At 72.5% G+C, this 13547-nt stretch carries 13 protein-coding genes; 4 read left to right on the plus strand and 9 right to left on the minus strand.

Annotation, left to right across the window (positions count from 1 at the left end; translation table 11 throughout):
- Positions 1–30 precede the first annotated feature (30 nt).
- The 3 genes from ACIQFZ_RS16300 to ACIQFZ_RS16310 form a co-directional block, all read right to left on the minus strand.
- The gene (locus ACIQFZ_RS16300; protein ID WP_365775647.1) at positions 31–852 is read right to left on the minus strand and encodes a hypothetical protein; all 822 of its coding nucleotides are present in this window, start codon (positions 850–852) and stop codon (positions 31–33) included.
- A 310-nt stretch (positions 853–1162) separates the two neighbouring features.
- On the minus strand, positions 1163–2383 hold the full coding sequence (locus tag ACIQFZ_RS16305) for an acetyl-CoA C-acetyltransferase (protein ID WP_365775648.1): 1221 nt from the start codon (positions 2381–2383) through the stop codon (positions 1163–1165).
- 229 nt (positions 2384–2612) lie between these two features.
- Positions 2613–3671: an SGNH/GDSL hydrolase family protein gene (locus ACIQFZ_RS16310; RefSeq protein WP_365417149.1), complete on the minus strand. Its 1059-nt coding sequence runs from the start codon at positions 3669–3671 to the stop codon at positions 2613–2615.
- Positions 3672–3829: 158 nt separating this feature from the next.
- On the opposite strand from ACIQFZ_RS16310, the gene ACIQFZ_RS16315 reads away from it, so the two are divergent.
- Positions 3830–5221, plus strand: a complete 1392-nt coding sequence (locus ACIQFZ_RS16315; RefSeq protein ID WP_365417100.1) for a cystathionine beta-synthase — start codon at positions 3830–3832, stop codon at positions 5219–5221.
- 426 nt (positions 5222–5647) lie between these two features.
- On the opposite strand, the gene ACIQFZ_RS16320 is transcribed toward ACIQFZ_RS16315, so the two are convergent.
- Positions 5648–6076, minus strand: a complete 429-nt coding sequence (locus tag ACIQFZ_RS16320; protein ID WP_365775668.1) for a hypothetical protein — start codon at positions 6074–6076, stop codon at positions 5648–5650.
- Between the two features lie 304 nt (positions 6077–6380).
- On the opposite strand from ACIQFZ_RS16320, the gene ACIQFZ_RS16325 reads away from it, so the two are divergent.
- The gene (locus tag ACIQFZ_RS16325) at positions 6381–7223 is read left to right on the plus strand and encodes a MurR/RpiR family transcriptional regulator (protein WP_365775649.1); all 843 of its coding nucleotides are present in this window, start codon (positions 6381–6383) and stop codon (positions 7221–7223) included.
- Positions 7224–7330: 107 nt separating this feature from the next.
- Positions 7331–7933, plus strand: a complete 603-nt coding sequence (locus ACIQFZ_RS16330) for a hypothetical protein (RefSeq protein ID WP_365416881.1) — start codon at positions 7331–7333, stop codon at positions 7931–7933.
- 32 nt (positions 7934–7965) lie between these two features.
- On the opposite strand, the gene ACIQFZ_RS16335 is transcribed toward ACIQFZ_RS16330, so the two are convergent.
- The 5 genes from ACIQFZ_RS16335 to ACIQFZ_RS16355 form a co-directional block, all read right to left on the minus strand.
- The gene (locus ACIQFZ_RS16335; RefSeq protein ID WP_361411763.1) at positions 7966–8340 is read right to left on the minus strand and encodes a hypothetical protein; all 375 of its coding nucleotides are present in this window, start codon (positions 8338–8340) and stop codon (positions 7966–7968) included.
- A gap of 20 nt (positions 8341–8360) precedes the next feature.
- Complete coding sequence (locus ACIQFZ_RS16340; RefSeq protein WP_383056443.1) at positions 8361–8861, minus strand: roadblock/LC7 domain-containing protein; 501 nt, start codon at positions 8859–8861, stop codon at positions 8361–8363.
- A gap of 13 nt (positions 8862–8874) precedes the next feature.
- The gene (locus tag ACIQFZ_RS16345; RefSeq protein WP_365416885.1) at positions 8875–9723 is read right to left on the minus strand and encodes a transcriptional regulator; all 849 of its coding nucleotides are present in this window, start codon (positions 9721–9723) and stop codon (positions 8875–8877) included.
- On the minus strand, positions 9720–10112 hold the full coding sequence (locus tag ACIQFZ_RS16350; protein ID WP_361411757.1) for a hypothetical protein: 393 nt from the start codon (positions 10110–10112) through the stop codon (positions 9720–9722). Before ACIQFZ_RS16350 ends, ACIQFZ_RS16345 begins: the two co-directional genes overlap by 4 nt.
- A 187-nt stretch (positions 10113–10299) precedes the next feature.
- Positions 10300–11697 (minus strand): diaminopimelate decarboxylase, encoded by a 1398-nt coding sequence (locus ACIQFZ_RS16355; RefSeq protein WP_402691492.1) that lies wholly within the window; start codon positions 11695–11697, stop codon positions 10300–10302.
- Between the two features lie 182 nt (positions 11698–11879).
- Here ACIQFZ_RS16355 and hutU point away from each other — a divergent pair, with 182 nt between their 5' ends.
- Positions 11880–13544 carry a urocanate hydratase gene (gene hutU / locus ACIQFZ_RS16360; RefSeq protein ID WP_365416888.1) on the plus strand — a complete coding sequence of 555 codons (1665 nt, stop codon included), beginning with the start codon at positions 11880–11882 and terminating at the stop codon, positions 13542–13544.
- The last annotated feature ends 3 nt before the right edge of the window (positions 13545–13547 follow it).

Below are 13547 nucleotides of genomic sequence, written 5' to 3' on the forward strand. Positions count from 1 at the left end.
GCTGACGCGAGTGGGAGCCGGCGGCCCCCGTTACAGCGACGCGATGACCCGGTCCGCCAGGATGTACACCTGCTCGGCACCGCAGGTGAAGGTGAGCGTGTAGGCGCCGGAGACGCCCGAACCGCCGAGCAGCACCGGGGTCTCGCCCGCGCGCAGGGCGTCGGCCAGGCGTTCCGCGGTCTCGCGGTGTCCCGGGGTCATGCACAGGGTCGTACCGTCGGCGAAGACGTAGACGTCGAGGGTGCCCAGCGGGCCCGGGCGGACGTCGGCCAGTTCCACGCGGGACTCGGCCAGGTCCTCCAGCGTGGCGAGCGTCTGTTCGTGGTCGCCCCCGACGGGCGACGGGTGCGGGGTGAAGTCCGGGTGCGAGGGGTGCCGGCGGCGGGCCGCGGCCAGCTCCGGGGACTCGCCGGACGTGCCGCCCTGGACGCAGTCCTTGCCGGAGAGCTCGTCGGCCTCCGGGGCGGGCTCGGCCACCGGCTCCAGGTTGTCAAGCCCGGTGAAGTCGGACTGCCGGGGCAGAAACAGCTCGCTGTCGGGGAGCCCGAGCAGGGAGGGCGCGTCGGCGGCGTCGCGGGCCTCCTGGGCGGCCCAGAAGGCCCGCGCCTCGGCCAGTTCCCGCTCCCGCTCCTCGGAGAGCGCCTGCACCACGGCGGCACGTATCTGCTCCGCGTCCGCGTGGCCGCGGGCGGCGGGCACCAGTGCGCGCGCGGTGGCGGCGTGGTTCTCCGCGAGCTGGGTGTGCAGGGCCGCGACCTGGCGGCGCAGCACCCACAAGACGCGCAGAACGGCGACGCCCACGGCGCCGGTGGCGGCCGTGGCGAGCAGCAAGGCGATCGGCATGGCGCTCACTGACGTACTCCCGGGTTCAAGGTCGACCCCCGACTTCCTACATCAGCTTGAAGGGCGGACTATCCAAGTGTCAGTGCGTAATGTCACGAAACGGACAGAATTGTGGTCCGATGCGGCCCCGGAGCCCTCTGGGGTAAGGCGCTGACCTGCGTAAACCTCTCTGCCGAGGGAGATAGGTCACATCCTGAGGGAGATTGGATCACAAAACGGCCCGGAACCAAGGGGTTTCTTGGATTCCGGGCCATTCGGTCACAGCGGGTGGTAAAGCGGCCACTGACGGTCTCTCAAGTGGCCATGGTGACGCTGTGTGTCAGCTGAGGCGTTCGATGACCATCGCCATGCCCTGGCCGCCGCCCACGCACATCGTCTCCAGGCCGAACTGCTTGTCGTGGAACTGGAGGGAGTTGACGAGCGTGCCGGTGATGCGCGCGCCGGTCATGCCGAAGGGGTGGCCCACCGCGATCGCGCCGCCGTTGACGTTCAGCCGGTCCAGGTCGATGCCGAGGTCGCGGTAGGAGGGGATCACCTGGGCGGCGAAGGCCTCGTTGATCTCGACCAGGTCGATGTCGCCGACGGTCAGCCCGGCCCGCTTCAGGGCCTGCCGGGACGCCTCGACCGGACCCAGGCCCATGATCTCCGGGGACAGGGCGGTGACACCGGTGGAGACGATCCGGGCGAGCGGGGTGAGGCCCAGTTCGCGGGCCTTGGTGTCGGACATGATGACGACCGCGGCGGCGCCGTCGTTGAGCGGGCAGCAGTTGCCGGCGGTGACCAGGCCGTCCGGGCGGAAGACGGGCTTGAGGCCGGCCACGCCCTCCATGGTCACGCCGGGTCGCGGGCCGTCGTCCTTGCCGATCACGGTGCCGTCGGGCAGCGTCACCGGGGTGATCTCCCGCTCCCAGAAGCCGTTCTTGATGGCCTCCTCGGCGAGGTTCTGCGAGCGCACGCCGAACTCGTCCATGTCCTCGCGGGTGACGCCCTTGAGGCGGGCCAGGTTCTCCGCGGTCTGGCCCATCGCGATGTAGGCGTCCGGGACCAGGCCGTCCTCGCGCGGGTCGTGCCAGGTCGAGCCGCCTTGCTCGGCCCTGGCCGCGGTACGGGCCTCCGCCTCGGCGAACAGCGGGTTGTGCGTGTCCGGCAGGCTGTCGGAGTTGCCCTTGGTGAACCGGGAGACCATCTCGACGCCGGCCGAGACGAAGACGTCGCCCTCGCCGGCCTTGATCGCGTGCAGGGCCATCCGGGAGGTCTGGAGCGACGAGGAGCAGTAGCGGGTGATGGTGCAGCCGGGCAGGTGGTCCATCCCCATCTGCACGGCGACGATCCGGCCGAGGTTGTTGCCCTGCTCGCCGCCGGGCAGGCCGCAGCCGAGCATCAGGTCGTCGATGTCCCGGGGGTCCAGCTCGGGGATCTTCGCGAGCGCCGCCTGGATGATCGTGGCGGTGAGGTCGTCGGGGCGCAGGTCCTTGAGGGAGCCCTTGAAGGCACGGCCGATGGGGGAGCGGGCAGTCGAGACGATGACGGCTTCGGGCATCACGACTCCATGTCGATAGGGCGGCGCGCAACGCTCGTGGAGGGCGGTGGTCGGGCGACCGGGCGGCCGCGCGATGACGGGCGGGCTGCTTGGAAGTTACCCGTACGTACGGTCGGGGTCACTCCAACCGGAGTGTGACCCTGACCGCAATTTTCCAAGCGCTTGCTTTCCCTGTGTGCTTCCCCTGTGTGCTTACCCCGCGCGGCCGGGGTTCGCTCCCGGGCCGCCCTCAGGCTCCCCCCAGCTCCTCGAACTGAGGGGCGTCCTCGGACGGGCCGGAAGAGGCCGGCTCGGGCTCCGGGACCCGGCGCCGCCGGCGCCGCTTGAGCAGGGCCCACGGTCCGCGCGGACCGGTCGGCAGCGCCGCCGTGACCTCGGTGCCCGCCTGCGACGCGGCCTCGGCCGCCGCACGGGCCACCGGCAGGAAGCCCTCGCTCCGGGACACGTCCGGACGCTCCTCCTCGGCCGGCCACAGGCCCAGCGCCGCGCACACCGTCGGCAGCACCGCCATCGCCGCCGTCGCATACCCCTCCGCGGAGGGGTGGTAGTTGTCCGGACCGAACAGCTCCCGCGGGTTCGCCGCGAACTCCGGACCCAGCAGGTCGCCCAGCGACACGGTCCGGCCCCCCTGCTCCACCGCCCCGATCGTCTGCGCCGCCGCCAGCTGACGCGAGGCCCGCCGGGCCAGCAACCGCAGCGGCTGCTGGACCGGCTCGATCGTGCCGAGGTCCGGGCAGGTGCCCACCACGACCTCGGCGCCCGCCGTGCGCAGCCGCCGCACCGCCGCCGACAGATGGCGCACCGAGCGTGTCGGCGGCATCCGGTGGGTCACGTCGTTCGCGCCGACCATGATCACGCAGACGTCCGGCACCCGATCCGGGTCGCCCAGTACCAGCGCCACCTGGCGGTCCAGGTCGTCCGACCGGGCACCGGGCAGCGCCACGTTGCGCATCCGCACCGGACGTTCCGCGACCGCCGCCAGGCCCGACGCCAGCAGCGCGCCCGGCGTCTGCCCGGCCCGGTGCACGCCCTGCCCCGCGGCCGTGGAGTCGCCGAGCATGACCAGGCTCAGCGGCAGCTCGCCGGGAGTGTCGTAGGCGCGGCCGTACAGGCCGTCCGCGACCGGCACGTGGTTGTCCGTGCCGTTGCCCACGTGACGCTTGGCCATCTGCACCTCGGCCAGCAGCAGACCGACGGCGGCGGCACCGACCAGACCGAGTCCGCCGCCGCCGTACGCGGCGCCGGCCGCGATCCGCCGGGCCACTCTCGCCCTCGACATGTTCGTCATGCCCGCCGACACCTCCTCGTAGCCGTACATCCACTCCTTGCCCCGTACGGACCGTCGTCCAATCTCGACGGGGAGTGAACGCCCACCCCGGGCGGTCGCCCTGGCCTTAGGCTGGCGGCACACTACGACCACATCTTTTGCAGCAACCGGAGACAACGGTGCAATTCCACGACTCGATGATCAGCCTCGTCGGCAACACCCCGCTGGTGCGGCTCAACAGCGTCGCCCAGGGGATCAAGGCGACCGTCCTGGCGAAGGTCGAGTACTTCAACCCCGGCGGCTCCGTGAAGGACCGCATCGCCCTGCGCATGATCGAGGCGGCCGAGCAGAGCGGGGAGCTCAAGCCCGGTGGCACGATCGTCGAGCCGACCAGTGGAAACACCGGTGTGGGACTGGCCATTGTGGCCCAGCAGAAGGGCTACAAGTGCATCTTCGTGTGCCCGGACAAGGTCTCCACGGACAAGATCAACGTGCTGCGCGCGTACGGCGCCGAAGTGGTCGTCTGCCCGACGGCCGTCGCGCCGGAGCACCCCGACTCCTACTACAACGTCTCCGACCGGCTGGTCCGGGAGACCCCCGGGGCCTGGAAGCCCGACCAGTACTCGAACCCGAACAACCCGCTGTCGCACTACCACTCCACCGGTCCCGAGCTGTGGAAGCAGACCGAGGGGCGGATCACCCACTTCGTGGCCGGCGTCGGCACCGGCGGCACCATCTCCGGCACCGGCCGCTACCTGAAGGACGCCAGCGACGGCAGGGTCAAGGTCATCGGCGCCGACCCGGAGGGCTCGGTGTACTCCGGCGGTTCCGGGCGGCCCTACCTCGTCGAGGGCGTCGGTGAGGACTTCTGGCCGACCGCCTACGACCGGACTGTGGCCGACGAGATCGTCGCCGTGTCCGACAAGGACTCCTTCCAGATGACCCGCCGCCTCGCCAAGGAGGAGGGCCTGCTGGTCGGCGGCTCCTGCGGCATGGCCGTCGTCGCGGCGCTGCGGGTGGCCGAGCGGCTCGGCCCGGACGACGTCGTGGTGGTCCTGCTGCCGGACAGCGGGCGCGGGTACCTGTCGAAGATCTTCAACGACGAGTGGATGGCCGACTACGGCTTCCTGGAGGACGAGGGCCCGAGCGCCCGCGTCGCCGACGTGCTCAGCGACAAGGAGGGCGGCTCCATCCCCTCCCTGGTCCACATGCACCCGGACGAGACCGTCGGCCAGGCCATCGAGGTGCTGCGCGAGTACGGCGTCTCGCAGATGCCGATCGTGAAGCCGGGCGCGGGCCACCCGGACGTCATGGCGGCCGAGGTCGTCGGCTCGGTGGTCGAGCGGGAGCTGCTGGACGCGCTGTTCACCCGGCGGGCCGCGCTGGAGGACCCGCTGGAGAAGCACATGTCGGCCCCGCTGCCCCAGGTCGGCTCCGGCGAGCCGGTCGCCGACCTGATGTCGGTGCTGGGCACGGCGGACGCGGCGATCGTGCTGGTGGAGGGCAAGCCGACCGGGGTCGTCAGCCGTCAGGACCTGCTCTCCTTCCTGGCCAAGGGCGGAAAGCACTGACGCACCGCCGCCGAGGCCGGCGTGCCGGCGCACCGGCGGGGAACGTGCGGTGACCTGCGGCTGAGAGACAGTCGTGGAAACGGTACGAGCGTGTCACGTGCACGCAGCACCCGCTTAACACGCGTCCGGCACATTGGTGGACGTCGGAAGGGGCGGGGGATCGCCTCCCGGGCGCCGTGCGCCGGGGAGGCCGTCTGCCCCGGCCGGCGCCGTGCGGCGTCGCGGACCTCCGGAGCGGCTCCCGGACCTCCACGAACGCCACGGACGCGAAGGCCCGGTCCTGACCCGGCCCGCGTCCCTCGCGGGGACCGCCGTCGTCCCGCCCCCCGGTCACGGGGGTGCGGCGGTCCCCGCGCATACTCCTCGCCCCGCGCGCGGTCGTGCCGGGGACGCGGCCGCCGGCTCGTGCCAGGCCGGCGTGGCCGCTCAGTCCTTCCAGGCGTCGTCCTCGGCGCGGTCGCGGCGGCGGCCGGTGAACAGGCCCGGGTTGGTGCGGGCGGCCTGGACGGCGTTGACACCCACGATCCCGAACCAGGCGACGATGAGGCCGGGCAGGTGCGCGAGGCCGCCGCCGATCGCGGACAGCGGCACGGCCAGTACCAGCGAGACGATGCCGAAGCCGAAGCGCTCGCCCCAGGAGTCGGTGGCCTTCGGCGAGCGGGAGCCCCGCGCCACCGTCATCTGCTGCTCGGCGAACTGCCGGCGCATCCGGCGTTCGACGGCCCCGTCGATGCGCTGGTCGACCTTCTCCAGAAACGAGTCGACCAGCGCGGACTCGTACTCCTCGCCCAGCTCCCTGCGGGCCTGCAGGGAGGCGTTGAGGTCCTTCTTCAGGTCCGTGTCCCGCGCATCCATTCCGGTCATACGGACCAGGCTAGGGAGCCGGGGTGCCCGCCGCACTGGGGCTAGCCCCCCTGTCGGTGCGGGGGCGGGCCGCCGTCGGTGTCGCCGGGGCTGCGGCCGGCGACACCGACGGGGCCTGCTCACACTAAGCACGCTGATTGTCGCGTTCCGTACCTGTCTGGGCGGGTTTAATGATATTTGACCGATCCCTTGCCCTGGCTGTATGACTTCATGCAGAGTTCTTGATGTCTGAATAGAAACTGGTCGGGGAGATACCCTCCCGGGGCGTCGACGACATCTGGAGGGGGAGCACGTCATGACCGTGACCGACAGCCCTGCCGCGCGGCTGCAGGCGCTCTTCGAGGGGCACCGGCTCACACCGACCCAGCGGCGTATCGCGCACAGCATGGTGCGGCGGGCCGCCGACGTGCCCTTCCTGTCCAGCGTCGAGCTGGCCGAACTGGCCGGGGTCAGCCAGCCGTCGGTGACCCGCTTCGCGGTCGCCCTGGGCTTCGACGGCTACCCGGCGCTACGCCGGCACCTGCGCGAGGTCGCGCCCGCCGAACCGGCGGCCCAGCCGGCCTCGTACAACGAGTACCAGGAGGCGGTCGAGGCCGAGATCGAGAACCTCAGGCACCTGGCTCAGGCGCTGGCCGATCCGCGGCCGGTGCGCAGGGCGGGGCAGGTGCTCGCCGCCTCGCGTCCGCTGCCGGTGCTCGGCCTGCGGGCCGCGGCGGCCCAGGCCTACGGCTTCGCGTACTTCGCCGGCAAGGTCCACCCGGACGTACGGCTGCTCGACGAGGGCGGCACGATGATCCAGGACCGCATCGACGGCGCCGTACGGGCGGGTGCCTCGGCGCTGCTGTGCTTCGCGCTGCCGCGCCATCCGCGCGAGGTCGTGGACACCCTCGCCTACGCCAAGGGCGCGGGGCTGACCGTCGTCACGGTCGCGGACTCGGCCTTCGCGCCCGTCGCCAAGCACTCCGACCTGCTGCTGCCCGCCGCCGTCGGCACCGGGCTCGCCTTCGACACCGCGTGTGCGCCGATGCTGCTCGGCCGGGTGCTCCTGGAGGCGATGTGCGACGACCTGCCCGACGCGCAGGCCCGCCTGGAGGAGTTCGACCAGAGGGCGGCGGCACGGGGGCTGTTCGTGGAGTGACATCTCGTGGCCTGATGCCCGGGGCCGGGTGCTCTCAGACTCGCCTCACCAACGCTCGTTAGCCTGCCCGCCCGAACGAGGGTGCCGGGACGACGAGGAGGCAGGGCATGGCGCGCGCTGGTCGCACAGGTCGGGGAGGTCAGGGCCTGGCCCGGGTGGCCGTCGTGGTGCGGGCCGGAGCCGCGCCGCTGTGGTGGCTCGGGGTTTTCGCGGCGGGGATCGGCGTGCTGGTGCCGGGGATGACCGGGCGCCGGATCGGGGTCCTGGCGGGGGCCGCGCTGTTCCTGGTGACGGCGGCCGTCGTGGCCTGCGTCCGGCGCCGGCGTTACCGGGCCCTGGCCCGGGGCGCCGCCCGGGCCGGACGCCACGACGTGCTCCAGGACCGGGCGGTGAGCGTCCGCGTGTGGCGCCGGGGGCACCGCTGGTGGCTCGCCCCGGCCTTCCTGGCCGCGCTGGGCAGCTCCTTCGTCCTGCCCGCGGCCGGCGGCCTGCTGCTGGCCGGCGCCGGGGTGGGGCTGTGGCTCAAGGCCGCCTGGCTCGGGCGGCTGGAGCGGGCCGAGGACACACTGCTGTGGGTGCGCGTCGACTGGCTGGGCAAGCGGGGCGGGCATCCCGCGGGCAAGGCGGTGCGGGGCTACCGCGGCACCGGCCTCGCGGCGGGCGACGCGGCCCCGGGCGGAGCACGCCGCCGCACCGCGGCGCTCGACTAGGGCAGGCCCCGGGCCCGCCCTGCGGGCCGGGGTCAGACCTCCAGGTCCTCCTCGATCCTCCTCAGCTGGTGGCGGGCCATCGCCAGGTTGGCCCGCTTGGCGTCGAGGACGAGGTAGAGGAACAGGCCGTTCCCGCCGCGCCCGCTGATCAGGCGGATCAGGTGGTACTGGTCGGTCAGGGTGATCAGGATGTCCTCGATCTGCGCCTTGAGGCCGAGGTGCTCCATGGTGCGCATCTTGGCCCGTACGACATCGGTGTTGCCCGCGGCGGCGACGTTCAGGTCGAAACTCTTGCTGCCGCCCATCGTGCCCAGCGCCATGCCGCTGGTGTAGTCGACGAGCGCGACGCCTGTCGCTCCCTCGATGGAGGCGAGCGCTTCCTTCAGGCAGGTCTCGGTGTTGGCCATGGCCGGGTCTCCTTGTTCTGTCAACTATCAGTAGTGGTGCGCGTATTGGTGGCAGTGGTGCGTGGCGCGCGGGTGGTTCTGGGCCGTGCGGTGCCGGTCCTGGTGGTCGGTTTCACGGCTTTCGCGGGCGTCGTGCCGGAAGTGTCGGCCGCCTCGGCGTCGACCAGCTCCCCGATGCGGGCGCCCGCACGGCGGCCCTCCAGATGGAGGCGGCCGACGTTGACGCGGTCCTGGGCGAGCAGGGTCAGCACCGCGGTGCGGCCCGCCGCGTAGGTCGCGACATAGCCGTGGACGCCCCGCACGAGCAGTTCGCGCAGATCGCCCTGGCCGGTCACGTCCGACATGCGCACGGCGACGCCGAGCGCGGTCGCGGTGAGTGCCGCCACGCTCTCCGGCTCCACGCCGGGAGTGTCGTGGGCCAGTACGAGGCCGTCGACACTGGCGGCGAGGGCGCCGGTGAGCTGGGGTACCCGGGCTCTGAGCCGGCGTAGCTCGTCCAGGATCTCGGGCTCGGCTGCCATCCGGTGTCTCCTCTCAAAGGGCCTCCAGCGCATCCCTGAGCCTCTTCAGCAGCGTGATGTGGGGATCGGTGGTGTACGCCGGCCGGTCGGCGAGCGCAGGGGTCTGCCCGGTGCCGTCCGGTACGGGCGGGTCCCGTGGCGCGACGACCGGCGCGACGAGCCCCGCGGCCGCCAGGCGCCGTACGTCGACCAGGATGTGGAACGCCTGCCGGCCCAGCTCCCGGGCCAGGTCGGTGGCCGTGCGGGTGCCGTCGACCCGCTCCAGGAGCCTTTGCTGGCGGGGCGTCGACTTCGGTGCCGAGGCGGCGTGCGTCCGCACCAGCGGTGCGCTGTCAGGCGCGGCGTCGGGCCAGACGCGGTGCAGCAGCTCGCGGCGGCGCAGGATCTCGCGCTCCAGGGCCTTCACCGGGACCGGCAGGACGCGGCCGAGCGGGTGGGCGATGCCGTAGCGGAACCGGCCCGGGGTGCTGCTCGGGGCGAGCGCGAAGTAGGCGGCGTCGTGGAGCGCGCCCAGGTGGCACAGCTCCAGGGCGCCCTCGGTCAGATGGCCGCCGTCCAGCAACAGGCGTGCGGCGCCGTACCGGTCGTCGGCGCGGGTGACCGCGTCCCGCCACGCCTCGGCCGTCACTGTGCCGTGGGCGGTGAGCAGCAGGTCCAGGCCGGGGCTCAGGGGGCTCTCGGCGTGCACCACACGGCCCTCGGCGAGGTAGAGCGTGCCGTGTTCGCGGACCAGGACGCCGGTGGCGTGCTCGGCGGCGAGCCGGGTCAGCATCGGCGAGAGTCCGCCCCAGGCCGCGTCGTCGGCGGCCGGCTTGCTGCGCACCGGCAGCTGGGGCGGGGGCGGGGTGTCGACCACGGTCATCCCAGCACCAGCCGCTCGGCCATCTCGCCCAGGCGTATGCGGGCCAGGGCGAGGTTGCCTTCGGCGCGGGTCAGCCACAGATGCAGGAACACGCTGCTGTCGAAGGACGTGTCCACGAACCGCAGCAGGTGGTAGCTGTCACGGTTGCTGACGATCAGGTCCTCCACCGGGGGACGCTCGCCGTCGGGGTCCTCGGCGGCGGCGAAGGCGCCGTGCTCGGCGGCCAGCCGGGCCAGTTCGGCGGCCTCCGTCGCGGTGGTCTCGTGGTCGCCTCCCGGGGACTCTCCGACGGTGCCCAGGGCAAGTCCGCTCGTCCAGTCGACCAGCGCGGCGCCTCTGGCACCGGGCAGCCGCATGGCTTCCAGTAGGCACTCGTCGATTCCGGGCACCGTTGTTCCTCTCCCACCGGGGGCTCGGCTGAGTGATGCCGACGCTACGCACGGTGTACGCCGGTGGTGAGGGTTACGGCATTTTCCGGTGGAACATGCGACCGAGGGGCTAATGTGGGTCGACTGAACCGGGTTTCAGGCGGGTCTCGCCGTGCCTTCGGTGCACCTAAAAGCTCTTCGGCGTGCCTCAAGCGCGCTCGGGTGCGCGCAGGGTGGTGAGCGCCGACGCGTGCGCCCCTCCGGACTCGGTCACGATCTCCTCGACCCGCTGCGGCTCGCGCACGACCGCGAAGGCGACACCCCCTGAGCCGTCCGGGATGTAGCCGTAAACCCCGGGCCGGGGCAGGGAGTTGTAGGCGTAGTGGTGGGCGAAGTAGTAGGCCCCGGTGTCCAGCGCCGCCACGTGGTCGCCCGGTTCGAGCGGGGCGAGCGCGCGGGCCTCGGCGAGCAGGTCGCCCGCGAAGCAGGCGGGCCCGGCCACGTCCTGCACCACCTCGGGTCCCGGCTTGGGCCGCCCCTTCGCGTCGTACGCGGCCAGGCGCAGCGGCCAGGCCTCCGGCACGTAGACCGTGCGCGTCGCGACCTGCACGCCCGCGTGGGTCACGGCGACCGGCCGCCCCCCGGCGCTCTTGGTGTACTCCACCCGGGCCACCATCGTGCCCTGCTTGGCCAGCAGCGACCGCCCGAACTCGGTCACCAGCCCGTAGCGCCCCTCGCACAGCCCCGGCACCACCCCGCGCAGCAGCCGCGCGTACCGCGCGTACGTCGGCGTGGTCGCCTCGGAGCCGAAGTTCACCGGCAGCCCGCCGCCGATGTCGAGGGTGTCGATCTGCCGCCACCCCGCGCGCGCGTTGATCTCCTCGGCGAGCTCGTAGGTCCGCGCCACACCCTGCGCCATCAGGGCGAGCGGGATGCCCTGGGACCCGGTGTGGGCGTGCAGCCGGGTCAGCCACGGCCGGTCCAGATACGCCTGCACGACCCACTCGCGGGCGCCCTCGTCACGGAGCGCCACCCCGAACTTCGAGGTCGCCGTGGCCGTCGACAGCGCCTCGATGGAACCCCCGCCGACCTGCGGATTCACCCGAATCCCGAGCGGTGAGCGAGGGATGGCGGAGCCCACCAGGGCGTCGATGCGGGCCAGCTCCTGCGGGTTGTCGGCGTTGACGGCGATACCGAGTTCCAGCGCCTCGCGCAGTTCGGCCGGGGTCTTGGCCGGTGAGTCCAGGACGGTACGGGCGGGCGGCACCCCGGCCGCCCGCGCCAGCGCCAGTTCCCCCGGGCTGGCCACCTCGGCGCCGATGCCCTCCTCGTGCAGCAGCCGCAGGACGGGCACGAGCGGGGTCGCCTTGACCGCGAAGGCGTGCAGCGCCGGAGTCCCCGGCGCCAGCACCGCCTCGAACGCCGCCCGGAGCGCCGCCGCGGACTCCCGGATGCCGGTGACGTCGAGCAGGCCCACGATGGGGGAGCCGGGGCCGAGCAGCCCCTGCGCCACCGCGGCCCGCACCGCCTCGTCCCGCCGCACCGCCCGCTCGCGGTCCGCCTCGCCGATCCCGTCGCCGTGGTTCTGGTCCATGCCGTCGTCCATGCCGTGTCCCCCGGTCCCGTCGGTGTGCCTTCAGGTCCTGCCTTCCTGACCTGGAGCGGGCCAAACATCCGCCGGCCGGGCGGGCCGGCCCGTGCACATGTATTGACTAGCTCTATTCATGACGCCAGGATGTGAATAGTCGCAGTAACAATCAGCCGGGAGCACCCACCAGGAGGCAGACCATGTCAGGACCCCGCCCCGTACGAGCGCCGCGCGGTACGGAACTGAGCGCCCTGGGATGGCAGCAGGAAGCCGCCCTGCGGATGCTCCAGAACAACCTCGACCCCGAGGTCGCCGAGCACCCCGACAAGCTCGTCGTCTACGGCGGCACCGGCAAGGCGGCCCGCGACTGGCGCTCCTTCGACGCCATGGTCCGCACGCTGAGGACCCTCAAGGCCGACGAGACCATGCTCGTCCAGTCCGGCCGGCCGGTCGGCGTCATGCAGACCCACGAGTGGGCCCCGCGCGTGCTGCTGGCCAACTCCAACCTCGTCGGCGACTGGGCCAACTGGGAGGAATTCCGCCGCCTGGAGGCCCTCGGCCTGACCATGTACGGCCAGATGACCGCCGGCTCCTGGATCTACATCGGCACCCAGGGCATCCTCCAGGGCACCTACGAGACCTTCGCCGCTGTCGCCGCGAAGAAGTTCGGCGGCACGCTCGCCGGGACGATCACCCTGACCGCCGGCCTCGGCGGCATGGGCGGCGCCCAGCCGCTCGCCGTCACCATGAACGACGGCGTGGCCATCTGCATCGACTGCGACCCGCGCGCCATCGACCGGCGCATCGAGCACCGCTACCTCGACGTGAAGGCCGACTCTCTGGAGCAGGCCCTCCAGCTGGCCGTTGAGGCGCGCGACCAGCGCAAGGCCCTGTCCATCGGCGTCCTCGGCAACGCGGCCGAACTCGTCCCGCAGCTGCTCGCGATGAGCGCGCCCATCGACATCGTCACCGACCAGACCTCCGCCCACGACCCGCTGTCCTACCTCCCGGTGGGCGTCGACTTCGAGGACATGGCCGACGCCGCCGCCAAGGACCCGGCCGGCTTCACCACCCGGGCCCGCGAGTCCATGGCCCGGCACGTCGAGGCCATGGTCGGCTTCATGGACGCCGGCGCCGAGGTCTTCGACTACGGCAACTCGATCCGCGGTGAGGCCCAACTCGCCGGGTATGAGCGGGCGTTCGCCTTCCCCGGGTTCGTCCCCGCCTACATCCGACCGCTGTTCTGCGAGGGCAAGGGCCCGTTCCGCTGGGCCGCGCTGTCGGGTGAGGCGTCCGACATCGCCAAGACCGACAAGGCGATCCTGGAACTGTTCCCCGAGAACGAGTCCCTGGCGCGCTGGATGAAGATGGCCGGCGAGCGCGTCCACTTCCAGGGCCTGCCCGCGCGCATCTGCTGGCTCGGCTACGGCGAGCGCGACAAGGCGGGCGAGCGGTTCAACGACATGGTCGCGAGCGGTGAGCTCCAGGCGCCGATCGTGATCGGCCGCGACCACCTCGACTGCGGCTCCGTCGCCTCCCCGTACCGGGAGACCGAGGCCATGCTCGACGGCTCCGACGCGATCGCCGACTGGCCGCTGCTGAACGCGATGGTGAACGTGGCGTCGGGCGCGTCGTGGGTGTCGATCCACCACGGTGGCGGCGTCGGCATGGGACGGTCCATCCACGCCGGCCAGGTGACGGTCGCCGACGGCACCGCGCTCGCCGGGGAGAAGATCCGGCGGGTGCTCACCAACGACCCCGGCATGGGCGTGATCCGGCACGTGGACGCCGGGTACGACATCGCGGAGTCGGTGGCCGGCGAACGCGGAGTGCGCGTGCCCATGCGCGAGGGTGAGGAGGCGTGACGC

Source organism: Streptomyces sp. NPDC093064 (genome assembly GCF_044754605.1).
Classification (GTDB): Bacteria; Actinomycetota; Actinomycetes; order Streptomycetales; family Streptomycetaceae; genus Streptomyces.